Annotated in this window: 24 protein-coding genes and 1 other annotated feature; of the genes, 6 read left to right on the top strand and 18 right to left on the bottom strand. The window is 38.6% G+C overall.

What is annotated here, in order from left to right; all coding sequences use genetic code 11:
* Positions 1-20: 20 nt before the first annotated feature.
* The 4 genes from PYW34_RS03350 to PYW34_RS03335 all read right to left on the bottom strand — a co-directional run bounded on the left by PYW34_RS03350 (position 21) and on the right by PYW34_RS03335 (position 2,765).
* A complete protein-coding gene (locus tag PYW34_RS03350; RefSeq protein ID WP_002304565.1) occupies positions 21-920 on the bottom strand; it encodes an RsiV family protein in 900 nt (299 codons plus the stop codon).
* A gap of 16 nt (positions 921-936) precedes the next feature.
* Entirely contained in the window at positions 937-1,443 is a 507-nt protein-coding gene (locus tag PYW34_RS03345) for an RNA polymerase sigma factor (protein ID WP_002295126.1), read from the bottom strand.
* 188 nt (positions 1,444-1,631) lie between these two features.
* Positions 1,632-2,252, bottom strand: a complete 621-nt coding sequence (gene rpoE / locus PYW34_RS03340; RefSeq protein WP_002304561.1) for a DNA-directed RNA polymerase subunit delta — start codon at positions 2,250-2,252, stop codon at positions 1,632-1,634.
* Positions 2,253-2,327: 75 nt separating this feature from the next.
* Positions 2,328-2,765 (bottom strand): DUF1934 domain-containing protein, encoded by a 438-nt coding sequence (locus PYW34_RS03335; RefSeq protein WP_002334461.1) that lies wholly within the window; start codon positions 2,763-2,765, stop codon positions 2,328-2,330.
* Between the two features lie 162 nt (positions 2,766-2,927).
* Here PYW34_RS03335 and PYW34_RS03330 point away from each other — a divergent pair, with 162 nt between their 5' ends.
* The 3 genes from PYW34_RS03330 to yidA are packed head-to-tail and all read left to right on the top strand — an operon-like array spanning position 2,928 to position 5,937.
* Positions 2,928-3,758: a lipoate--protein ligase family protein gene (locus PYW34_RS03330; RefSeq protein ID WP_002295123.1), complete on the top strand. Its 831-nt coding sequence runs from the start codon at positions 2,928-2,930 to the stop codon at positions 3,756-3,758.
* A complete protein-coding gene (locus tag PYW34_RS03325; RefSeq protein WP_002295121.1) occupies positions 3,742-5,109 on the top strand; it encodes an HD domain-containing protein in 1,368 nt (455 codons plus the stop codon). The genes PYW34_RS03330 and PYW34_RS03325 overlap by 17 nt, the downstream gene beginning before the upstream one ends.
* A gap of 18 nt (positions 5,110-5,127) precedes the next feature.
* Positions 5,128-5,937, top strand: coding sequence for a sugar-phosphatase (gene yidA / locus PYW34_RS03320; protein ID WP_002295119.1), 810 nt, complete (start codon positions 5,128-5,130; stop codon positions 5,935-5,937).
* Between the two features lie 42 nt (positions 5,938-5,979).
* On the opposite strand, the gene PYW34_RS03315 is transcribed toward yidA, so the two are convergent.
* Positions 5,980-6,423 carry an NUDIX domain-containing protein gene (locus PYW34_RS03315; RefSeq protein ID WP_002312217.1) on the bottom strand — a complete coding sequence of 148 codons (444 nt, stop codon included), beginning with the start codon at positions 6,421-6,423 and terminating at the stop codon, positions 5,980-5,982.
* Between the two features lie 133 nt (positions 6,424-6,556).
* Between PYW34_RS03315 and PYW34_RS03310 the strand changes: the two genes are divergently transcribed.
* Positions 6,557-6,928, top strand: a complete 372-nt coding sequence (locus PYW34_RS03310; protein WP_002327753.1) for a VOC family protein — start codon at positions 6,557-6,559, stop codon at positions 6,926-6,928.
* 168 nt (positions 6,929-7,096) lie between these two features.
* Here PYW34_RS03310 and PYW34_RS03305 read toward each other — a convergent pair whose 3' ends face one another.
* A complete protein-coding gene (locus PYW34_RS03305) occupies positions 7,097-7,879 on the bottom strand; it encodes a PhzF family phenazine biosynthesis protein (RefSeq protein ID WP_002334460.1) in 783 nt (260 codons plus the stop codon).
* Complete coding sequence (locus PYW34_RS03300) at positions 7,876-8,847, bottom strand: ornithine cyclodeaminase family protein (RefSeq protein WP_002334459.1); 972 nt, start codon at positions 8,845-8,847, stop codon at positions 7,876-7,878. Before PYW34_RS03300 ends, PYW34_RS03305 begins: the two co-directional genes overlap by 4 nt.
* Positions 8,848-8,938: 91 nt before the next feature.
* Between PYW34_RS03300 and PYW34_RS03295 the strand changes: the two genes are divergently transcribed.
* Positions 8,939-10,333, top strand: coding sequence for a PLP-dependent aminotransferase family protein (locus PYW34_RS03295; protein ID WP_002304550.1), 1,395 nt, complete (start codon positions 8,939-8,941; stop codon positions 10,331-10,333).
* Between the two features lie 191 nt (positions 10,334-10,524).
* On the opposite strand, the gene PYW34_RS03290 is transcribed toward PYW34_RS03295, so the two are convergent.
* The 10 genes from PYW34_RS03290 to PYW34_RS03245 are packed head-to-tail and all read right to left on the bottom strand — an operon-like array spanning position 10,525 to position 20,442.
* Positions 10,525-11,880, bottom strand: coding sequence for a TrkH family potassium uptake protein (locus PYW34_RS03290; protein WP_002334458.1), 1,356 nt, complete (start codon positions 11,878-11,880; stop codon positions 10,525-10,527).
* A 29-nt stretch (positions 11,881-11,909) separates the two neighbouring features.
* A complete protein-coding gene (locus PYW34_RS03285; RefSeq protein WP_002295103.1) occupies positions 11,910-12,545 on the bottom strand; it encodes a V-type ATP synthase subunit D in 636 nt (211 codons plus the stop codon).
* 6 nt (positions 12,546-12,551) lie between these two features.
* Complete coding sequence (locus PYW34_RS03280; protein WP_002292842.1) at positions 12,552-13,928, bottom strand: V-type ATP synthase subunit B; 1,377 nt, start codon at positions 13,926-13,928, stop codon at positions 12,552-12,554.
* Entirely contained in the window at positions 13,921-15,702 is a 1,782-nt protein-coding gene (locus PYW34_RS03275; protein WP_002295101.1) for a V-type ATP synthase subunit A, read from the bottom strand. The genes PYW34_RS03280 and PYW34_RS03275 overlap by 8 nt, the downstream gene beginning before the upstream one ends.
* A gap of 21 nt (positions 15,703-15,723) precedes the next feature.
* Entirely contained in the window at positions 15,724-16,035 is a 312-nt protein-coding gene (locus PYW34_RS03270) for a V-type ATP synthase subunit F (RefSeq protein WP_002292844.1), read from the bottom strand.
* Positions 16,025-17,011 carry a V-type ATPase subunit gene (locus tag PYW34_RS03265; protein ID WP_002306177.1) on the bottom strand — a complete coding sequence of 329 codons (987 nt, stop codon included), beginning with the start codon at positions 17,009-17,011 and terminating at the stop codon, positions 16,025-16,027. The genes PYW34_RS03270 and PYW34_RS03265 overlap by 11 nt, the downstream gene beginning before the upstream one ends.
* Before the next feature lie 14 nt (positions 17,012-17,025).
* Positions 17,026-17,610 carry a V-type ATP synthase subunit E gene (locus tag PYW34_RS03260; protein WP_002334457.1) on the bottom strand — a complete coding sequence of 195 codons (585 nt, stop codon included), beginning with the start codon at positions 17,608-17,610 and terminating at the stop codon, positions 17,026-17,028.
* A gap of 20 nt (positions 17,611-17,630) precedes the next feature.
* Positions 17,631-18,101 carry a V-type ATP synthase subunit K gene (locus tag PYW34_RS03255; protein ID WP_002292848.1) on the bottom strand — a complete coding sequence of 157 codons (471 nt, stop codon included), beginning with the start codon at positions 18,099-18,101 and terminating at the stop codon, positions 17,631-17,633.
* Positions 18,102-18,119: 18 nt separating this feature from the next.
* Positions 18,120-20,123 (bottom strand): V-type ATP synthase subunit I, encoded by a 2,004-nt coding sequence (locus tag PYW34_RS03250; RefSeq protein ID WP_002318568.1) that lies wholly within the window; start codon positions 20,121-20,123, stop codon positions 18,120-18,122.
* Entirely contained in the window at positions 20,110-20,442 is a 333-nt protein-coding gene (locus tag PYW34_RS03245; RefSeq protein ID WP_016925813.1) for a hypothetical protein, read from the bottom strand. The genes PYW34_RS03250 and PYW34_RS03245 overlap by 14 nt, the downstream gene beginning before the upstream one ends.
* 99 nt (positions 20,443-20,541) lie before the next feature.
* Positions 20,542-20,589: a sequence feature (sodium ion sensor (DUF1646 type); this cis-regulatory element may regulate processes involved in with the transportation of sodium ions), on the bottom strand.
* A gap of 189 nt (positions 20,590-20,778) precedes the next feature.
* On the opposite strand from PYW34_RS03245, the gene PYW34_RS03240 reads away from it, so the two are divergent.
* Positions 20,779-21,498, top strand: coding sequence for a gamma-glutamyl-gamma-aminobutyrate hydrolase family protein (locus tag PYW34_RS03240; RefSeq protein ID WP_002318569.1), 720 nt, complete (start codon positions 20,779-20,781; stop codon positions 21,496-21,498).
* Between the two features lie 326 nt (positions 21,499-21,824).
* Here the strand turns inward: PYW34_RS03240 and PYW34_RS03235 are convergent, their stop codons facing one another.
* Entirely contained in the window at positions 21,825-23,723 is a 1,899-nt protein-coding gene (locus PYW34_RS03235) for a fructose-bisphosphatase class III (protein WP_002334455.1), read from the bottom strand.
* Positions 23,724-23,806: the final 83 nt, after the last annotated feature.

The following is a 23,806-nucleotide window of genomic DNA, read 5'->3' as shown; positions in this document are numbered from 1 at the left end:
TAGTCGCAACTACTTCTCGTCTAATGATCCAAATAATCTTCCGATGCCAAAATCGTTTTTGTCACGGACTTAGGAATGACAAATTCTGGTGTACCCATATAACCAGGAGCAATTTCGTATTGAGAAAAAGTCAAAACTAATTGATGCTCTTTGTTCAAATAAAAACTTCGTGTAGGCGTAACAAGTGTTGGTTTTTCTATCGTCCCTTCTTGAATATCTTGCTCAGTCCAATAGTACTTAGATGGATCTTCCTTGACTTGTTCGGCCATCTGCCGTTTGACTTCTTTTGTCAAAACAGATAGATAGGTGTCATCTTTGAATAAAAGTGGAAGTGAGAGCTGGACACTGTTTTTCTTGTCGATTGTGTCGTATCTTTTTTCAACATGGCTATCTGCTGCTGTTTGGGTGATCTGCCTTTCAATCACGAGAAACCGGTTATCGTCTACGATTTTCTGATAATCTCCCAAAACTTGGTAATGATCCGTTTCAAAATTTCCATATTCTTTTTCAGCTTTTTCAAAATCTGCTTGTCCTTCGCGAAAGTATTTTTGATTTAATCCATGAATTGTTTTATTTTCTTTCTCATTTTGTGTATTGATCTTCGGTACCTGAATATCGATTTTTTCAGATCGATCAGTAAAGCGTTCGCCTAAGATCAATTCAATGACTGATCCTAAGATGGGTAAATCTTCTGCAAAGCTTCGAACTTGACTATTAAAAAGAAGGCTACTTGTTGTAATCATTACGATAGCCAAAGATACTCCGAACCCTTGGAGACGTCTCTTTCTCCGCCTTGCTTTTATAAATGATTGCTCTTCGATAATAAAACGCTGGCGGATCTCCTCTTTAAGCCCTTTGGGAATTGCTTGTTCTTTATAAGTTTTCTTTAGTTTTTTTAAATTTTCTTTTTGGGAATACATGGCACTCTTCTCTCCTTCATTCTAGGATTTGACGTAAAGCATTCAATGAGCGGTACATTTTCGTTTTAACTGTGTTTTCATTCATATCCAAGATAGTTGCAATTTCTTTCAAACGAAATCCTTCAAAAAAGTAGAGGATCAGAATCTCTTTTTCCGGACTGTCTATTTTATCTAAAATCATATGGAGCTCTGCAACGGAAGTTTCTAAAGGTAACTGTTGGGGGATATCTTGAATTTCAAATAAGTCCACAGGCGTCCTTTTTTGTCTGCGCCAACTATCTAATGCCGTGCGGATCAATATCCGATAAAACCATGCACTAAAATGCTCGATCTCTTTTTCTTTTTCAAAATAGTTCAGGGCTTTATGAAAACTATCTTGCATCACATCTAAGGCCTCTTCTTTATCATGTACGTAATTCATCGTGATACGGAACATTTTTTGATAATCAGTTTCGATGAGTCCATTCAGCAGGTGACGGTATTTTTCGATCTGCCGTTTTTTCTTATATCCAGTAAAAATCATTCTCCACTCCTTTCTGCCTCACTTAATATGACGTACAAGGTGCGCTAAAAGTTTCAATTTTTTTATTTTTTATGTATTTACTTGGGATTTTTATATACAAAAAAGAAGGTGTGACAAAAATCGTGTCACACCTCCTTATTCTGATAGGCTGATCGTCTCTGTCACAACCTCTCGTAAGAAAATAATGTTTATTCTTTTTCAGAGTCAGAAAATTCTTCCTCTTCATAATCTTCATCATCATCGTCTTCGTCTATGATACTTAAATCTTCTTCAATATTTCCTGGCAAGTCTTCTTCATCATCTGTCGGGTCATCTGCTCCGATTTCTTGCAAGTCAGAATTATAAGCAGCGATTTCTTCATCTTCATCATCATCGTCATCAAACAGATCATCGTCATCTTCTTCTGTCAGATCTGTATCTTCTGGGTCATCGTCATTGTAATCGATCGCGTCTTCATCATCATTGATAAAGGCGTTGACTTTCTTGCGTTTACGGCGACGTGGAGTATCTTCATCCTCTTCGTCCATTCCATGGTTTACTTCTTCATCGATCGAATCGATAGCATACCATGAACGCAAGCCCCAACGATTATCCCCTAATGAGATAAAGCTGCCGTCAATATTCAAGTCAGTATAAAATTGTGCGAGTGAATCACGAATTTCACTGTCTGATTTCTCAAGATAGTTTTGGATCTGGTTAGCTAAATCAGAAAAATCCATGACATCGCCACGTTGTTCTAAGATCGCGTGTGCTACTTCGATCATTGATAATTCGCTTTTGTTTGCACCTTCAAATACACTAATTTCCAATCAGGACACGTCCTTTCACAGTCTACTCCTTATCATACAAAATCAGACACAAAAAATCAAACTTTTCTTTTATATTTACGCTGTAAAATCCAAGGTCAAATAATATTCGCCGATTTTTTCCGGTCCCATGAACAGATCATAATCGATTCGAACCTTCCCTGCTGTGGGACGGTCTTTCAAACTAACATGCAGTTCTTTCGTAAAAGTAGCAATCTGGATCATACCGTATGGTGTTCGATAGGATGTTTCTAACCGTTCTTTATAGCCAAATTTCAAACGCATCCGCATTTCTCCTGCACGGATCAGCTGTACATAACCATCTGGAACTAATTTGATCGTTACAGGAATCTCATCGCCCGTCTCCTCCTGAATATCTTTATAACGTATGTACAGCGTATCGCCAATTGTCACCATTTGCCCTTTCAAATCAAAATAAAAATCTTGCACTTCCCCTTGCTGTTTTACTTTTGTACGCAATTTGATTGAAATCGGTGTTCCTTGTGATAATTCCATTATTCATTCTCCTTTACTTCTCATAGCTACATTGTTCCTAGTTTCTTTTGTTTTGTCAACCAACTTGTCCATTTTTACAGAAAACCTTTTTTCCAAAACAACTCTTTGATTTTAGAGTATAATATTGTAGAAAATATGAATTTATACAAAGGAGCCGGTTGAATGAACCCTGCGATTCGACTAGATCAGCACATTTATCAAAAAAACGACTTTTCCCCTTTTGCATTAACAGATATATTAACGGAATATTCTAAAGAACACCAGCAAATCTTTTTACATTTCTGGCAATATGACTGCACAGTCATCTTAGGTATGAAGGATGTTCGAACTCCTTTTCTAAGTGACGGGATCCAAACACTGAAAGATGCAGGTTACGCTCCAGTGATCAGAAATTCAGGTGGATTAGGGATCGTATCAGATGAAGGAATTTTAAATATTTCTTTGATTTTCCCCCAAAGTGACACAAAAAAAATAACCATAGATGACGCTTACGAGCAAATGCTCCTATTGACTAAATACGCTTTTCCAAAGGCACCGATACAAGCATTCGAAATCACCCATTCTTATTGTCCTGGAACTTATGATTTAAGCATCCATGGCAAAAAATTTGCCGGTATCGCTCAGCGTCGGATCAAAAATGGGATTTCTGTTATGATGTACTTAAGTGTCAACGGTAATCAGGAAAAACGCGGGCAAGTCATGAAGCGATTTTATCAATCTGCTTTAAAAGAAGACTTTGGTACAAATGGCTATCCTGCAGTGGATCCTGCTACAATGGCAACACTTGAAGAACTGCTTGACCAACCCCTTTTTGTAAAAGAAGTCAAAGAAGCATTTGCAAAAGCTTTTGAAAAGCTGTATTCTGCAAGTGATTTACAGGATTCTACCGACTGGCTAAAAAAAGAAATCCAGCTGGAGCAATGGAACAACCAAATCCAGAGAATGGAACAACGTAATAACATAAAGGAGCTACATTATGACAACCCCTTATAAATATCAAATGCTGCCTATGGAAAAAGTTTTTCGTGATCCAGTCCATAACTATATCCATGTCCAGCATCAAGTAATCTTAGATTTGATCAATTCGAAAGAAGTCCAACGTTTACGACGCATTAAACAATTAGGCACTTCTTCTTTCACTTTTCACGGAGCAGAACATAGCCGTTTTACCCATTCATTAGGCGTTTATGAGATTTCAAGACGAATCTGCGATATCTTTTCTCGAAATTTTTCAAAAGAAAAAATAGGCAACGGAGGCTGGGATGATCAGGAACGGCTGGTGACTTTATGTGCGGCACTGTTGCATGATGTCGGTCATGGTCCTTACTCTCATACATTTGAACATATCTTCCATACGAATCATGAAGCCATCACTGTAGAGATCATCACTTCTCCAGAAACAGAAGTGTATCAGATTCTTAACCGAGTAGAAGAAGGTTTTCCTGAAAAGGTAGCTAGTGTGATCCAAAAAACTTACCCCAACCCACAAGTTGTCCAAATGATTTCTAGTCAGATCGATGCAGATCGAATGGACTATTTGCTTCGGGATGCTTATTTCACTGGAACAGAATATGGAACATTTGATCTTACCCGAATATTACGTGTGATTCGTCCTTATGAAGGCGGGATCGCTTTTTCCATGAGTGGCATGCATGCAGTGGAAGATTATATCGTTAGCCGATATCAAATGTATGTGCAAGTGTACTTCCATCCTGTTTCCCGTGGTATGGAAGTGATTTTGGAGCATCTGCTTCATCGCGCACACGAGTTGTATCAAGAAGATGCCAGCAGTTTTGAACTCCATTCTCAATTACTTCTGCCATTTCTTGACGGAAGCTTTACTTTAGAAGAATACCTCAAACTTGATGATGGGGTCTTGGGCACTTACTTTACTCAATGGTCTGAATCTGCTGATCCTATTTTAAATGATTTAGCTAAACGTTTTTTGAATCGTAAACCACTGAAATCTGCTACTTTTTCTGGCAACCGGGATTCAAAATTAGTCCAAGAACTCACTTTGTTAGTAGAAAAGGTTGGCTATAACCCTGTTTATTACACTGCTGTGAATTCTAGCTACGATCTGCCTTATGATTTTTATCGCCCAGAACAAGGCAGACATCGCACACAAATCGAGATTTTGCGAAATGACGGAACTTTGATAGAATTATCACAGGTTAGTCAGCTTGTTGCTGCATTAGCGGGACAAGAACAAGGAGATGAGCGATTTTTCTTTCCAAAAGAAATGGTTGATCCGTCCTTGCGTGATCATTATGATTTATTTGACGAAACTTATCAAGAATTTGCCAGCCATATCCGTAATGGCGCATTGATTGAAATAAATTAAAATATATTGGAGGAAATTATGTCTATCAAACTAGTCGCTATCGACATCGATGGTACTTTATTAAATGAGAAAAGAGAAGTAACAAAAGAAGTAAAAGAAGCGATTGCCGCTGCTGTTGCAAAAGGTGTTTCGATCGTTTTATGCACTGGCCGTCCCTTACCAGGTGTCCAGGAACAGTTAAACGAGTTGAACCTTTTTCAAGATAATGATTACGTTATTACTTATAACGGGGCACTCGTACAACAAACGAAATCAGGTAAAATCATCGCCCGTCACGGACTGACTCATGAAGATTTCCTAGAGATCGAAGTGATGGCACGCCGTGTCGGCAGTCATCTCCATTCGATCGATGACAAAGCGATCTACACGCCTAATCGAGATATCAGCGCTTATACGATCCACGAAGCAAGTTTAGTCAAGATGCCGCTAAAATATCGAACACCTGAAGAAATGACACCAGACATGAACATCGTCAAAATGATGATGATCGACGAACCAGAAATTTTAGATGCAGCAATTGCGCGTTTACCGCAAACTTTCCGTGATAAATACACAACGGTCAAAAGTGCGCCCTATTACTTCGAAGTACTAAATAAAGAAGCAAGTAAAGGTGCGGCAGTTGCGAATCTCGCACAGCACCTTGGTATTGATCAAGATGAAATCATGGCTATCGGAGATAACGAGAACGACTTATCCATGATTGAATATGCTGGTCTAGGAGTAGCAATGGGAAATGCCGTTTCTCTTGTCAAAGAAGCAGCAAATGTCATCACTTCATCAAACGACGAGCACGGTGTAGCTGAAGCAATCAAAAAATATGTACTGTAATAAATAAAAAAACTGAGAGAAAGCTGATCTACTCGCTTTCTTTCAGTTTTTATTTTTTTCGATCCATCTCTCGACTGCCCATCGGTGGCTACCACGTTTCAATTTCACAAGCGCTTCTTGAGGGCTCACCCACCAAATTTTATTGGTCTTTTCAGTTGGTTCTCCTATACGCTTCCAAGAATCAGCAACAAAGAAATATCCTGGATTATAATAATAAGTTGCACGATAATTCGAGTAAAAATACTCATCAGCTTCTCCCAGATAAGAAGAAATTTCTGCCACAATTCCCATTTCTTCTATCAGCTCACGGACAATCGCTTCTTCTTTCGTCTCTTCTCCTTCGATTTCCCCACCAGGAAGGAAAAAAGCACCATTTGGAGCCTCGATCACCGCAATCCGCTTGTCTCTTTCTATGACAATATATGCTGCATAACGGGTTTGATAATTAGCAGATTGCTTTTTTTCACCAAAAATTGGTTTATCCATGAATTGTTTCCACCTTAACAGTATTATTTTCTATCCATTTTACATGAGAAATTTCTCATGAACAAGCACAAATCAACTATTTCCTTACTTCTTTTTGTTATGATTGAGTAAAAGAAAAAGGAGAGATGAATTTATGAAAATGGCTCACACATGTGTTCGGGTGAAAGATCTTGAAGCATCAATCGAATTTTATCAAAAGGCATTTGGTTTTGAAGAAAGCCGCCGCCGTGATTTTCCAGAAAACAAATTTACACTTGTTTATTTGACACTTCCTGGAGATGACTATGAATTAGAGTTGACTTACAACTATGATCATGGTGCGTATGATCTAGGAGACGGCTATGGTCATATCGCTATTGCAGCTGATGATTTAGAAAAATTACACGAGCAACATAAAGCTGCAGGTCTTGAGATTACTGACTTAAAAGGATTACCTGGCACTACGCCTTCTTACTACTTTGTCATTGACCCTGATGGTTATAAAATCGAAGTCATCCGAGGATAGTTAGTATGGGGCATTTTACTCTTGATTGAATAAAAAACAAACACTAATAATTAAAAAAAGACGCAAACTTTTCATTAAATTGAAAAAGTTTGCGTCTTTTTTTAACAACCATTGTAGCTATAAGGCTGCCACTCTCCACCAATTTATTTTTAACTCATTTGAAAGAAATCAAATAAACGAGGTACCTTTAGAAAACAAAACTGCTTTTCCTCCTATTATCACACGATCTTCTTTTAATTCACATTCTAGATCCCCGCCCCTTGATGACATTTGATAAGCTGACAATTTTGTTTTATTCATTCTTTCTGCCCAATAAGGAATAAGATTAGAATGTGCTGATCCACATACTGGATCTTCATTGATTGTTAATTTTGGAAAGAAGGTTCTAGAAACAAAGTCTTTTTGCACACTTTCTGCTGTCACGATGACTCCTATTCCTAATTCAAAATTTTTGATAGCTGTAAAATCTGGCTGCAATTTAGCCACCGTTTTTTCATCTTCTAATACGAAAAATAAATCACGTGCTAAGTAGGCTTCTTTAATCTTAGCCCCAATTGCTTCTTCATATTCAGTCAATATCGGCACTTTTTTCGGCATAATACTAGGAAAATCCATGTAATAATAATCTTTAATTCTTGTCACAAATAGATTACCGCTTTGAGTAGAAAATTTAATCGTTTCATCAGGTATTTTGTAATAGTTAAATAAAACAAATGCTGTTGCTAATGTCGCGTGACCACAAAGATCGATTTCTCGATCTGGCGTAAACCATCTAAGCTCAAATTCTTGGTTTTTCTTCACTGTAAATGCTGTTTCAGATAAATTGTTTTCAATGGCAATTTTTTGCATCGTACTTTCTGGCAGCCATTCTTCTAGCACATAAACCGCTGCTGGATTTCCTTTGAACACCTCATCTGCAAATGCATCAACTACGTAATAATCTAAGTTCATTTTAAAGCCCCTTTCTCTAATTTGTTATAAATATATTCTGCACAACAAAGATCTTCAATAGCTAGACCAACTGCGTCGAAAATCGTCGTCCTCGATTCTCCTTTATAAAATGTTTTTTTCTCAGAAACTAATTCGCCTAATGTACCAACAATACAAGATTCCTCTAAATCTCCTTCTGCCATGGCTATAAGCAGGTCCCCGCTTTCTGTTAAGGCAGCTGAGTAATCATCTACATAGATTTGAGAAGTTTCCATCAACGATGTACTTATCTCTCTTGTATCAGGAGTAAATGTGCCCACAGCATTGATATGTGCGTCTTCCCTTACCCACTCTTTTTGAAGAAATGCCTCTTTACTAGAGGTCAACGTACAAATGATTTCCGCTGGACGTACTGCATCTTCTACTGATATTGCATTTATAAACGTTATTTTAGGATACTGTTTTTTAGCTTTAGCGATAAAAGTATTTCGTCTTTCTTCTAAAATATCGTAAACAAACACTGTAGTGATGGGACGAATGGTAGAAATCGCAGTCAAATGCGACAATGCTTGTTGACCAGCTCCAATTAAAGCAAGTGTTTCTGCATGCGGATTTGCTAAGTAATCTGTTGCCAGCGCAGATACAGCAGCTGTTCGAATCCAGGTGACTGCATTTGCGTTTATCAATGCTTTGGGTAGTCCGTTTTGAGCATCAAACAAGAAAATCTCTCCTAAATGAGAAGGTAAATGATACTGATGATTATCCGGAAAAGCGGTAATGACTTTTGTTCCAAAATATCTGTTCTCCCCCAAATAAGCAGGCATCATCGCAAACATATTTTTGTCTTTTCCGTCAGGTAAAATTTCCACCAATCGAGGATTTTGGCTGATTTTACCACTTTCATAATCAAAAAAACATTTTTTCATTACTTGAATCGCTTCTTCAAAACTAAAAGAAGCTACTACTTCCTCAAAATTAATAATTTTCATAGACAATTCCCTCCTCACAAAAGATTAACTTCTAAAATCAATACAATCAATGGTAAAATTGTATGGTATACAATTTTAAGGAGTGGAGAAAATGCCTATTAATTCTTATGACAATTACCCGTTAACTTGGCGACCAGACAAACAAAAATTGAAGCGTCCTTATTATCGATCGTTGATTCAACAATTAGAACAAGATATTTTAAAGAATAAATTACAGAAAAACACTCAGTTACCCTCCCAAAGAGAGCTAGCTGATTATTTAGATTTAAATTTTACTACCGTTGGCAAGGCTTATAAATATGGAATTGAGAAAGGTTTGCTGTATACGAATATTGGAAGTGGCACATTTATTTCTCCCAATGTCTTTGAGTCCATCACCATCTCTACCAATGAAGTAACCGAACATATCATTGATTTTGGTCTGGTTAGTTCTTTTGAAGAATGTAATAAATTCGTTGTCCCGTTTATTCAATCAACTAGTAATAACCCAAATCTTGTTGGTTTGCTTAATTACCAAGATCCCAAAGGCACAAATTTTCAATTGACTACTGCAGCAAATTGGTTAAAAACTCAAGGAGTCATTCCGTCCTTAGAATCTCTATCTATTGTTTCCGGTGTTCAAAATGGATTGGCTATCACACTTTCTGCACTTTTCTCTCCAGGTGATAGAATAGCAACAGACCGATATACATACGCTAATTTCATTGAATTGGCTCAGTTATATCATTTAGAGATCGTTCCAATTGATTTTGACGAGCAAGGAATGCGACCTGATATATTGATTCAGGAATGTAGAAAAAAGAAGATTCATGGTGTCTTTCTTATGCCTTCTTGTAATAATCCTATAGGGTTTCAAATCTCTCACAAAAGACGAGAGCAATTAGCCGAAGTGATTGAAAAAGAAGGTCTATGGGTTATTGAAGATGATATCCATTCATTTTTAACAACTTACTATCAACATACGATCATTCCTCCTTTCCAAAAATTATTACCTAACCAAACAATCTACTTAGCTGGAATGACAAAATTTATTTGTTCTGGATTGCGAGTTGCTTATCTTGTAGTTCCAGTACATGTCCAAAACAAGATAGAACAAGCAATTTTTAATATAAATGTGAAAACTTCTGGATTAGATGTGGAAGTCATCACTCAAATCCTCCATTCAAATGAAGCAAATAGGATCTTAGAAACTAAATTAAGTCTTACGAAAAGAGCCAATCAGCTTTTTGATTCTCTTTTCAAAGTAGAAAAACCAACGAATCGTGTCCCTTACTATCGAATTCTTCCAGTTGATCCTGAGATTGATCCTAAGATAATTGAGAATGACTTTCTTGCTAACGGTATCCGACTTTATCATTCCAGACGCTTTACTACACGTGCGCAACCAGATGCATTCGTTCGAATTTCCCTATCCTCTAATAACCTTGAAATTTTAGCTTCTGGACTAAGTATCGTAAAAGAAAAAATAAAAAAATATGAATTATAACCTATTGATAAATAAAGGAATCAAATCTTATTGATTCCTTTCAATAAAAAAGAGGCACTACCCGAGGTTCAACAACGGGTAGTGCCTCAAAAAATAAACGAACATTTTGCACTTAAAGTATCCAAGAAGCAAGAAAAATTATTTTATTTTCTTATTTTACTAAATCACTAGGTTTCTGTCAGAAGATGAAATTATCCAATCATGACACTTTCTTCTGGATATTTGTATTTTGATTGTGTTCTTTGTGCTTTTGTCATCAGAGAGAAGACCACAGTCAATACACCAACTCGTCCAATGTACATAAGCGCTATAATGATCAATTTCCCTATTGCAGTCAAGTCTGGCGTCAATCCCATCGTAAGACCTACTGTACCAAACGCAGAGAAGACCTCAAAAGCAATATATTCGATGCCAGAAGTTTTAGGTATCGTTTCAGTCACCGATAAAATCATGATGGCGACTACACACAACGTCAACGTAACAAAAAATAAAGTAAGTGCCCGCAACACTGCGCCTTGTCGGATGGTACGGCCAAATGCTTCCGCTCTCGTACGTCCTTTAAGCATCGAACGCATCTGGATCAGCAACACACCTAACGTAGTTGTTTTCAATCCGCCGGCCGTCGACCCAGATGTTCCGCCGATGTACATCAAAAACATCGTTAAAATCAGACCTGCATGGCTCATATGGAGGTAATCAACTGAATAATATCCAGCCGTTCTAGGTGTCACACTCATAAAAAAGGTGTTTGCCAATCGTTGAAACATATTCCCTTCCACTAGCGTTTCCCCATTGCGCTCTGTGAAAAAGAACACAACGAATCCGCCTAATAAAAGGGTACCTGTAACGGTTAATGCGATTTTTGAATGAATCGTTATCTTCTTTTTCTGATGATATTCCAGTAAATCACGCCATACGATGAAGCCTAACCCACCAGAAATGATCAAAGCAGATACCACCATGATCAAATAAACATTTTGCTGGTGATTGGCTAAACTGTCTCCTAACAAATCAAACCCTGCATTACAAAAACTAGAGATTGCATGGAACAAACTGTACCAGATACCTTTCAACCAGCCAAATTCAGGCACCAATACAAAAGATAAAGCAACCGTACCAATCAGTTGGATCACAAAGGCCAATTTCAGGATGTAAAGCATGAGCTTCATCACACCTGATACTTCTTCTAGATTCAGCGCTTCTTTTAATATAATACGTGTGCTGAGACTGACTTTCTTCTTTATCAATGCAAAGCATAGAATCGGAACCATCATAAAACCAAGACCGCCGATCTCAATCAAAAGCATGATCAAAAATTGACCAGCACTGTTCCAATGCTCTGCTGTATTCAATGTTGTCAATCCCGTCACACAGACAGCAGAAGTTGCAGTGAAAAGCGCATCGATAAAATTTGTCCCATGCCCACTATTACTAAAAAATGGTAGGGTAAGTAGGCCGCCGCCAACTAAAATCAGGAGAAAAAATCCTAATGCGAGAAGCTGAACAGCCGGCAAGCGTTTCTTTATTTGTTTGCTTTGTTTAATCATCGTTTTCCTCTTTTAAAAAAGGATACCACTTAGTCAGTGGTACCCATATTTTTTACTTTGATCAACCTTGTTACTTCTGCGCGCTCGTTTTCTTCCAGCTTCATACGAATATAATAGATCGTTTCTTCTAATTGAGGGATCGTCATATATTCTAATGCATTGACTCGCCGACGTGTCTTTTCGATTTCACTCGCCATCAGTTGACAAGTTTTTTCGATTTCTGTCAGTTCCAAAAGTTTTGGAAGCAGGGTAGTAAACCGATCGATTGACCGATCCAGTTCGGCACTGGAATTCAAATACCCGTATTCCAAAGGTGTGTCTGTCAGCTGTTCATCATATTCAAAATTCATCACAGGTACTTTTACACTCATGATATTTTTGTCTACGATAGACAAATCAACGTTTTCCGCCGGCAAAACAAATAATTCTTCGATGAAAGGCTCCGTGATCGAAGCATTTGCCAATACAAAATCAGACATTGCTTCTGTCATAGACTCTTCCATTTCTTGACGCAGCTGGTTGTTCTTTCGAATCAACAGGATGAATTGACGCATCAGTTCATCTTGCTTATCTTTTAATAATTTATGCCCTCTTGTGGCAGTTGTCAACTGTTTTTTCAATCGAGTCAATTCCATGCGGGTCGGATTCACATTCAATCGTGCCATCAGAACTCACTTCCCTTCTGGCAGATATTTGTCCAGCATGTCGTCTTTGATTCGTTTTAATTCGGTTCTTGGCAACATCGATAGCAGTTCCCACCCTAGATCAAGTGTTTCAGTAATCGAACGGTTCGTGTAGAATCCTTGATTGACATATTCTTTTTCAAACCGCTCAGCAAACTTCGCATAGATCTTGTCTACATCAGATAAAGCAGATTCACCTAAAACTACGGCTAATTCTTTTGCCTGTTTTCCTTGTGCATAGGCTGCAAAAAGCTGATTCATCGTAGCTGCATGGTCTTCTCTTGTCTTTCCGGGTCCAGTTCCCTTATCTTTTAACCGCGAAAGAGACGGGAGTACATCAATTGGTGGCTGAATCCCACTCTTGTAAAGCTCTCTAGTCAAGATGATCTGTCCTTCTGTAATATAACCAGTCAAGTCAGGGATTGGATGAGTTTTATCGTCTTCTGGCATTGTTAGAATCGGAATTTGAGTAACCGATCCTTTTAGTCCGCGGATTCTTCCTGCTCGTTCGAATAAAGTAGCTAAGTTCGTGTAAAGATACCCAGGATATCCTCTTCTTCCTGGAACTTCTCGCCGTGCTGCAGAAATCTCTCGCAATGCCTCTGCATAGTTGGTCATGTCTGTCATGATAACCAAAACATGCATTCCCTTTTCATAAGCAAGATATTCTGCAGCAGTCAAAGCCATACGAGGAGTAGCGATACGTTCGATTGCAGGGTCGTTTGCTAAATTCATAAACATGACAGAACGGTCGATTGCGCCCGTTTGACGAAAATCTTCCATGAAAAATTCTGCTTCTTCAAAAGTGATTCCAATAGCAGCAAAGACTACGGCGAAATCATCTGATGAATCGAGTACCGTTGCTTGTCGCGCGATCTGAGCAGCTAATTCTTTATGAGGAAGACCAGAGCCAGAAAATACTGGTAATTTTTGCCCACGAACTAATGTATTCAAATGATCGATTGCAGAGATACCTGTTTGGATAAACTCATCTGGATAATCCCGAGCTACTGGATTGATTACTTCTCCGTTAATATCCAAATGCTTTTCAGGCAGGATCTCTGGTCCGTTATCTTTCGGTCGTCCCAAACCATCGAATACTCGACCGATCATGTCTTCCGATACACCTAGTTCTAAAGGATGGCCTAAAAATCGTACAGAAGAGTCACGTAAATTGATACCACTTGTTCCTTCGAATATTTGGACCATTGCTTTATCTTCTTGGACTTCCAATACTTGTCCACGACGAATCTCGCCATTTTGCATACGGACTTCGATTAATTCTTCATATTTGACACCAGCAACTTTTTCAACCGCCATCAATGGACCGACGACTTCACCGATCGTACGATATTCTTTAATCATTGCTCATGCCTCCTTCTGAAACGATCGTTTGCATCGTTTGCTTGATTTCACCAATAATTTGATCTAGTTTTTCTAATTCTGTTTCCGGGATATATTTGCTTCGTCCGATCCTTTCACGAATCGATACGGTACCGTCCATGATCTCACTTAAATAAGCACCTAACGACAACGCACGGCGTCCTTCTTCACCAAAGGTCAAGATCATCTTCAACATTTTGAATTGTTTCTCTCTTGAAGTGAATGTATCGACATCATCAAAAGCATTTTGCTGCAAATAATCTTCACGAATGGATTTTGCCACTTCTAATGTCAGACGGTCATTATCTGAAAGGGAATCAATCCCTACCAAACGCACGATTTCATTCAGCTGCTGTTCTTCCTGCAAAATACGCATGCCCTCGGTGACCATGGATGCCCAGTCAGCTTGAAGGATATGATCCATATACTTCCCTACTTCTGTTGAATAAAGAGAATAGCTTTGTATCCAATCGATCGAAGGAAAATGTCTTTTTTGGGCTAAACTGGAATCAAGACCCCAGAATACTTTTACGACCCGCAATGTATTTTGTGTGACTGGTTCCGAAATATCCCCTCCAGACGGCGATACAGCACTGATTGCGGTTATACTTCCTTCGCGACCTTCTGATCCTAATGCAATGACTCTTCCAGATCGTTCATAGTATTCCGCAAGCCGTGAACCAAGATAAGCTGGATAACCTTCATCACCAGGCATTTCTTCCAAACGTCCGCTCATCTCACGAAGTGCTTCTGCCCATCGTGAAGTGGAGTCTGCCATGATAGCAACGTCATAACCCATGTCACGGAAATATTCCGCAATTGTGATTCCCGTATAGATAGAAGCTTCTCGAGCTGCTACTGGCATGTTTGATGTATTAGCAATCAATACCGTACGTTCCATCAACGATTCTCCTGTATTAGGGTCAATCAATTCAGGGAATTCATTTAAAACATCCGTCATCTCATTTCCACGCTCGCCACATCCCACATAGACAACCATGTCCACATCGGCCCATTTTGCAATTTGATGCTGAACGACTGTTTTCCCTGCACCAAAAGGACCAGGTACAGCTGCTGCTCCTCCTTTTGTCACTGGGAAGAATGTATCAATCACTCGCTGTCCAGTGATCATGGGTGCATCCGGGTTTAATTTTTCTTTGATTGGCCGACTACGTCTTACTGGCCATTTTTGAAGCATCGTCAAATTTTTGTCACCATTTTCGGTTTCAATGACACATACTGTTTCATCAATAGTGAATGAACCTTTTTCGATTGTTTTGATCGTACCTTTTATCCCATTTGGCACCATGATTTTATGTTTTATAACTTTTGTTTCTTCTACGATCCCGATAACATCTCCAGCACTCACCGTTTCTCCGGCTTCTACTGTTGGTTCGAACCACCATTTTTTCTCATGGTCCAATGCGGGCAATTGAACTCCGCGCCCTAAGAAATTACTTTGTGTGATTTCCATAAAGGTATCTAATGGCCGTTGGATTCCGTCAAACATTTGTGAAATGATCCCTGGTCCTAATTCAACAGATAAAGCTTCACCAGTAGAGCGAACCGGTTCGCCTGGACCAATTCCAGAAGTCTCTTCATATACTTGAATAGACGCCACATCGCCACGCATCTCGATAATTTCTCCGATAACTCCTAGATCTCCCACTAGACACATGTCTTGGATACTGGCATCAGACATGTTCTCAGCCATTACAAGAGGTCCGGAGACTTTTATGATTTTTCCAATTTGCAAAATTTCTATCTCCTTTTCATACTATAAGATATTTTGACCTACTGCTTTTTCTACGTTTTTTTGAATTTCTTCCAGCCCTATCCCTAATGATCCTTGATGATTGGGAATCAATACGATAGCAGGTATCATTTGTTCCTTGTAACGTTCGATCGTTTCTGGGCTCAATGCTGCACATTGCTCTGTGACATAAATCACGCCATACTCATTCTTTGCCATTTCTTCAATTGCCTGACGAACGGTTTGCTTGGTTGTACCATAACGAACATCAAAGCCAAACAATTTGAATGGCAAAACAGAATCTTTGTCGCCAACTACACCGATCTTATGCGTCATAGACTTGTCTCACCCGCTTTCTGATTGTTTCTGATTCGAAATGGCTTCTTTTGCCGATAACCAGTAAACGAAGGTTTTTGCTTTCTACCTCTTTTGCGTTCAAAAAGGCTAGTAGTGGCAGTGGTCCGAAAGCCTGGGTTTGTGCTTCTTGATACAATGAACTTAGATAATCATCTTTCAACTGTTCAAGCTTTACGAGATCAAGATTTCCCTCACGGATGACAGGGCGCAGAAAATCAGCATAATCTGTCTCTAATAGAAAATTCGTGTAATCTTCCATATCTTTATCTACAAAGTTCAAAAATACTTCTTTTTCGATACTTCCCGAGCTGGAAAGTACCGTCGTCATGAACCCATATGTTCTTTTCTGCAATATTCCTCGAGCCATCGTTGTGATATTGGTCAAGTCAATAAAAGCAATGACTTCTGTCAGCAATTCTTGATATCCTAGCTTATCGGCAAGCCGTCGCTGCTCTGTCAAAAACTGTCGATCATAAATCACGTCAATTCCCTGAAGAATGGTAGACTCTTCAAAATAATCACGTACTTCTCGTATACTGTCCATAATGCTTTCAGGGAGTTCATTTGAAACTTGCGTATGAATGGCATCCTTCAAGGTTTCTAATGAATAAAATCCATCGTCGATATACAAATGGTCCAGATTTTGATTTGTCATCTCGGCTTTTGTCAAAACCTTCAGATTATGGAAAGTATAGCGCATCGTATAGATCCAAACGATTTCAGGCTCCGGTGCTGATTCCTTTAACCAGCGAAATAGACGGCTCTGCTCCTTTAAAAGATTCTGTTCGAAGTCATATTCATATCCGTCATAAATATATGGACTGTAAATCGTGGATTTCAATATTTCACCAAGTGCTTCGACAGAATTTGTTTGAATCATCCGTTCAAATGTCTCATTGGACAAAAGTTCAAGCTCTCTTCCGCGAATCAAGGGATTTAGTTCGTGGTATTCCATACACTGATCCCTCCTTATTCGAATAATTGATTGGCAATCTCAAAACTCATCGTTCCTTGGATATCTTGTACAAGGCTGCTGAAAAGAAAATTATACTGAACTCCTTGATCGTTTATCAGAAAACCCGCTTGATCAGCAATAGTTTCATCACTTAAAACCATCATAAAGGGAAGTTCATTGTTCCATTCATCCAACAACGTCTGAGAAAGATAGGCTGCTGATTTTTCTCCAGCAATGAATGCTACTTTTCCTGTCAAAGGTAATGAATACAATGCATTTTTGATAAACTGGATTTGTTCAGATTCATCCCAATTTTCCATTTCAGTTACCGCATCTGCAAACAATCGTCTTAAAAATTCCTGCTTCGCATTCAAATTTTCTTGTCGTACTTCTACTTGCTGGCGATTCCTTAGCTGACGGTATTTTTTTTCGAGTAATTCGATTTGTTTTTCTTTTTGTTTTTGATGTTCTGTTTCAACTTGCGTACGTTTTTGTTCAAAGTTTTGATCGATCTTCATTCGCTCTTCTTGTTCTAACGCCGCTCTTTCCTGCTCTGCTGCTTCGTTCATCTGAGAGATGATTTTTTCAATGGCGTTCATCTGCTTTTCCTCCTTTATGCTTAGGCATTCAACACTAATAGGAAGGAAATAACGAAACCTAAAATCGCGTATGTTTCAACCATCGCAGCAAAAATGATTCCTTTTGTAGCATGTTCAGGTTTTTTCGCTAAAATTTGAATACCTGCCGCTGCGACTTTTCCTTGGGCAATACCTGAAAACAAGCCTGTAAAAGCAATCGGCAGAGAAGCACCTAGAAAGTTCAGTCCTTGTACAACTGACATATCATTTCCTAAGTTGATAAAAATCAAAAAGGCAATAACAAATCCATACAAACCTTGCGTACCTGGAAGCAATTGCAGAATCAGAGCCTGCCCGAATTTTTCGGGTTGACTTGTTGTCAATGCTGCTGCTGCCTCACCTGTCATTCCAACACCTTTAGCTGAACCGATCCCTGAAAAAATCGTCGCTGTTGCCATCGCTAATACCGCAAATACCATTCCACCATTTTGACTAATTAAGTAATCCATCATTGTATAAAAATCCTCCAATTATTTATTGTTTTTTTTCTTGTGATTGATGTTGACGTATTTTTCCGCCGTTTTCAGCGGATCAAAGGCACGTCCGCCTCCTGTATAAAACTTCCCAAAAAATTCGACATACTGCAATCGTGCGCCATGGACATAGGCACTTAGCAGTGTCAAAAACATATTCAGTGCGTGTAAAGCGATGATCAAAAGGATCCCTACACTGAATCGAGCAGCTGGCGGCATGAAAGCAACTAGCATATTGAATGCCGCTCCAATACTTCCGCCTGAAATACCCAATGCCATCAAACGTGTATAACTGACTAAATCACCGATATAGCCGGTCAGTCCGTAAAGATTATACGCACCTTTGGCAGCACCTTTGACTTTAGACGGCGTTTGGATAATCGGAACGATCAAGATACATAAGGCAGCAATGATCGATAGCCCAGCGCCAAGGTAAACAAATGCTGTATTTTTTATCAACATGGCACCAACCAACGCAATAACGATCCCAATTAGGATCCCTTGCCAGGCAAATCCATCACTGACAGCACTCAAGTAATCTTTTCTCCTGATATTTTCCTTTGCTGCCACAAATAATCCAACCAAAATCTGTATCAGACCGAAAATCACGGATAAAATCAAAATCGTATTGACGTCATCCGTCGTAGATAGGATTGGGAAAGGCAAGCGGATGCCAAACAGTTCTTTTGGTAATGCCTGTCCGAAAAATGAACTGTAGATCAATCCCCAGATGATCGATGGTATCGAGAGAATCTCAAAGAATTTTACGAAACGTTTCATCCCGCGTGGTAGAACAAGTAGTTTTTGAGCTAGTATTGTCCCAATGAGCATCAGCAATCCGTAACCAACATCTGCGACCATCATCCCGAAGAAGACAAGATAAAATGGTGTCATCCAAGGTGTTGGATCTACTTCTTCATATTTTGGCAGACTGTACATTTCAGTCAGCAATTCAAAAGGTTCGACAAGCGGATGGTTTTTCAATTTAGTAGGGACTTCCTGCTGAATCTCTTCTGAGTTTGGTGTTTCGAAACTGACGTATATATCTTCTTCTGATACGGTTTCGTTTAACACATGCAGCAAATTCTGTTTTTCTTCTGCATCTACCCAACCTTGCAAAACGATCAGATAAGTCGCATGGATAAACCGTTCTTTTATTTTTTCTCGTTCTGCAACGGCAAGTGTGACTTCTTCTACCCATTCAAATTCTTGGATATAGCCACTGCACTGACCTAACGCTGTCGTTATCTTCTTTTGCTGCTCGTGAACAATGGATAATTGCTGCTTGGTCTCTTGCAGTTTTTCTTTAGGATTTTGTTCATAAGGATACGTTTCTTTATTGAACCCGTATTTCCCAGCAATTTCTTCTATAACAGCAACTGATTTTTTTAAAGCAACATACGAAAGATAAACTTGTTTTGGCGTATAATCTATTTCTTCCATATAAACGTCATCAAGCTTACTCAGTTCTTCCTTGAAACTTTCAAAATTTGCTGCACTCACAGTCCCCATCTCAAAAATGGTCGTCTTACTTGCATACATACTTGGAGCAATATCCAGCTGTTGCCAATGAAGAAGCCATTCTTCCTCTTCTTCTAAACGATCACGTTCTTCAGTTAGTTGTTCCCACTTTTCTTTTAAATCAAGGACTTCTTTCAATTTATTTATGAAATTTTCTTCGGAATAATTGGCTTCCAAATCTTGTAAGGAAAGTTCTTGACGTTTTAAATGGAGTTTCTTTTGACGGCTATCGCCGTGGTGTTGTATGAATTGGATAGCTTCTTGGATATCTTTCAACCGATTACCTAAAGCGCTTAATTTTGCTTCTTTATCAATAATCGTGGTATCTGGAAAATACTTCTCCACCCACTGGTTGTTTGTTCTATTTTGATACAGATCCCGGATTTCAACGTTTTGGATTCCTTGTACTGCTTGTAAAATCCTCTCCTGATTTCTTTTATCTGAAATGAGGGTCACTTTTTCCATCTTAGTGACGGCCATAAGTTTCTTTCACCCTTTCAATGATCGCACCGATCGCTTGACTCTGATGCTTTTGATATTGATCTTTCAAAGTTGCTTGCACCTTGTCTGCTTCTGCTTTCAATTTCATTTTTTCTTTTTCTAATTCTTGTATTTCGAATTGTTCTCTTTCTTCCACCAACTGTTTTAGTTGTTGTCGATAGTTTGTTTGGATCGTTTCCAATTCCTGCTCTTTTTCTGTTGCATAGATCTTCAGCTGCTGCCGCAGTGTTTGAGCACGCTTTTCATTTTCTTCTTCTGCTTTTCGGATTTGTTCCAAAGCTTCTAACACTTGCTTCACTTCCTTTCGATTTAAAAAAGAGGTACATGCTTTCTTTTTTCATTGAAAGTATGTACCTCTAAAGATAACTTAGTATAGGCAGGCCCCTTCAATAAAATGTCCTTCTCACCCCTTGAAGAACTAGATCCTTGAAGCTTACGCCCAACCTTTTTATTTCTGCTTAATTTTTATTATAACAAATTAAGCAATATTTTCAACTATCGTCATGAATTTCACACGAAATTTCTCTTTACAGATAGTAACACAGCAAGAACAGATAAGTATAGGGGCAAGTCTTACATAGTTTAATTTTTTTATAATCCTTGTTACAATAGGTCTACTTTAGGGGGAATACAAATGAAACCAATCATCGGCATTGCCGGAAATCAACTGATTCGAGCAACAGATACTTTCCAAGGAAATCAAGTGAGCTATACACCGCAAGGATTCGTGGATGCAGTTTTAGATGCTCAAGGATTGCCTCTTATTCTGCCAGTCATGTCTCCAGATTCAGCTTCTCAACTGATTGGACAAATCGACAAACTCATTCTTGCAGGCGGTCAGGATGTTAGTCCGCAACTTTACATGGAAGACCCTCATCCAAAACTAACGGAAACAAATATTCAACGAGACCAATTTGAACAGGCACTGATCTTGGAAGCATTGAAACAAAGAAAACCAATTTTTGCAGTCTGCCGGGGACTCCAACTATTGAATGTCGTTTTGGAAGGTACACTTTATCAAGATCTTTCATTATATCCAAAGTGGTCAGTAAAACATGAACAACAGCCCACTGCCCCGCAATTTACGACTCACGAAGTCAAGATTGTTTCAGACAGTTTGTTAAGCAACCTTCTCCCCGATCCATATTTTGTGAATTCTTACCATCATCAGGCAGTCAAAGATCTTTCACCTTTATTAAAAGCCATCGCTTTTTCTAACGATGGACTCGTTGAAGCGGTTCAAAGCAAAGATGATATGCATAAAATCCTCGGTGTCCAATGGCATCCGGAACTTACCCACCGTGTACATCCATCTGAACAGCGCTTATTCGATTTCTTTGTGAATGAATTTTAATAGACTTTCTAAGGGGTTGTGAAAAAGCTGTTTAGTTTCGAGTATTAAGAAAAATTTTGTGAAAATGGCTTTCCACATTTTTGCATAAATTTGGCTTAATACCGAGAAACTGGCTTTTGAACACCGTTTATCGAGAGGTTGTGAAATCAGTGCCTTGACCTGAGTATTAGAGAAACAAAACGGAAAAATAGCTTCTCATATTTTACCGTTTTTTGAGCTAATATCGAGGGTCAGCTGATTGAACACCGTTTATCCGGAAAAAGAGACTGCGACACGACTTTTGTCTCAGTCTCCAGTCTATGGAACAATGTTCACTGGAATTCTTCTCAATCGTCCTTTCGATAGTCCAACAGCCTTTTGAGCTGGGTAATCTGCTGCTGCAGTTCCATACCTTTTGTTGTATCACGATTGAGTTTGCGTGGTAGTTGCTGTTCGATTACTTTTTTCACATTTGTTTGGTCGGATTTTTTTGCAAATTGTTGTTCAATAGGCAAAAACGGATAATGTGTCACGATTTGGAAACCATAAGAATTGCATAATAGTGAATAACCGGCAATTCCTGTCGTTTTTTGATAAGCTTTGGATAAACCTCCGTCAATGACAAATACTTTTCCATTTGCTTTGATCGGTGACTCCCCTTTTTTTACTTTTACTGGCGTGTGCCCATTAATAATTGCTGACCCTTCTTCTTTTGTGTCGAATTCTGCTAAAATTTTTTCACTGAACCACTCTTCATCTCGCAAGTGATAATAAGGATTGCTTTTCTCGATGTGTGTATGAGGCTCTGTGAGAAAATAACGTTCAAAAGTCGCCATTTTACTCTTACCGAATAAAGGCGAAAATGGCCCACTCCACGCATACCAAATCAAATCGGTTGCTAAATCTTCTTTTGCAGTCAGATCTTTTGCGCTTTCAGTTATCTGTTTTTCAAAAAAGCCCAGCAGTTCTTTTCCGCGATAAGATTCGTCTAATTCAAATGCTAAGAGCTGTCCCTTCTCGTCTACAGGTATACAGCCATGAAACAGCACATGCTGATTGTTCGTGAGATACATTCCCCCTTTTTCGATCAAAAACGTCATATGTTTTTGCATTCTCAAAGAGTGCTGGAATGAATACATCAAACTATCAATCACTTTTTGTTCCTCTTCCAAGATTTTTTTTGGATCATCTGGCTGGATCGTTTGAAAACAAGTTCCTTTCAACTCATAGAGCTGACCTTCTAAATCAACCGTTGATGCTTCATAGTCGATTTTTTCCAGCAATTTACGATCGTCCATTTTAAATTCAGGTCGACGATCCAATAACTGATGTTCTGATTTGAATTGAAGGATAGAAAGTGCCTGATGGATCTTTTCTAATTCTTCTTGCTCTCTTTCGGATAGATCTTTACTGTTTTTAGGCGCAAATACTGGATTCTTCTGATAAGTTTGATGAGCAAAAGAAAACAATGGACGTAAATTCAACCCATATTCTTTCTCTAATTCAAATAAATAATTATAGCGTGCTGCAATCCGTAAAAGTGTCAGTAAACATGCCTCAGAGCCGCAATACGCACCAATCCACAAAATATCATGATTTCCCCATTGGATATCTACAGAAGAAAAATCCATGATTCGATCCATCACTTTTGCTGCTTGAGTTCCTCGGTCAAAAATATCTCCAACGATATGCAAATGATCGATGACAGATTTTTGGATCGTCTGTGCAAGTTTCGTTAAAAATTTTTCTTCTTCCTTCATCAAAACAAGTTGTTCAATGATTTTTTTTACATAGTCTTTTTTTCCATTGATACGGTCATCGATATACAAGAGTTCCTCAATGATATAGCTATATTCTTTCGGCAATCCTTTTCGAACTTTTGACCGGGTATATTTGACTGTCGTAAACCGTAAAAGATCGATCAAATGATGGATCAGCTGCGATTTATCTTGTTCTTTGTACCAATCAGTCGTTAATGCATATTCTGGATAAGCCGTAAAAATAGTGAATTGGCTGATATCCGTTTCCGTCATTTGTTCAGAAAAAAGGTCTTTGATCTTTTCTTTAAGATTTCCTGAACCGATACGCAGAATATGATCAAAAGCAGGAAATTCGCCATGTATATCACTCAAAAATAACTCTGTTCCTTTTGGAAGCTGCAAAATTGCTTCGAGATTGATGATTTCCGTGATGACATCTTCCGTTGAGGGGAATTTTTCTGAAAGTAAATCTAAATAACGGTCCATTAAAACGCCTCCAAAAATTGGTATACTCAATATTATAAAGTTGTTATACACTATTTTCAATGAATATATATCCAATATAGTAA

The organism is Enterococcus faecium (assembly GCF_029023785.1).
Lineage (GTDB): Bacteria > Bacillota > Bacilli > Lactobacillales > Enterococcaceae > Enterococcus_B > Enterococcus_B faecium.
This window is presented reverse-complemented; position numbering and strand designations above follow the sequence as displayed.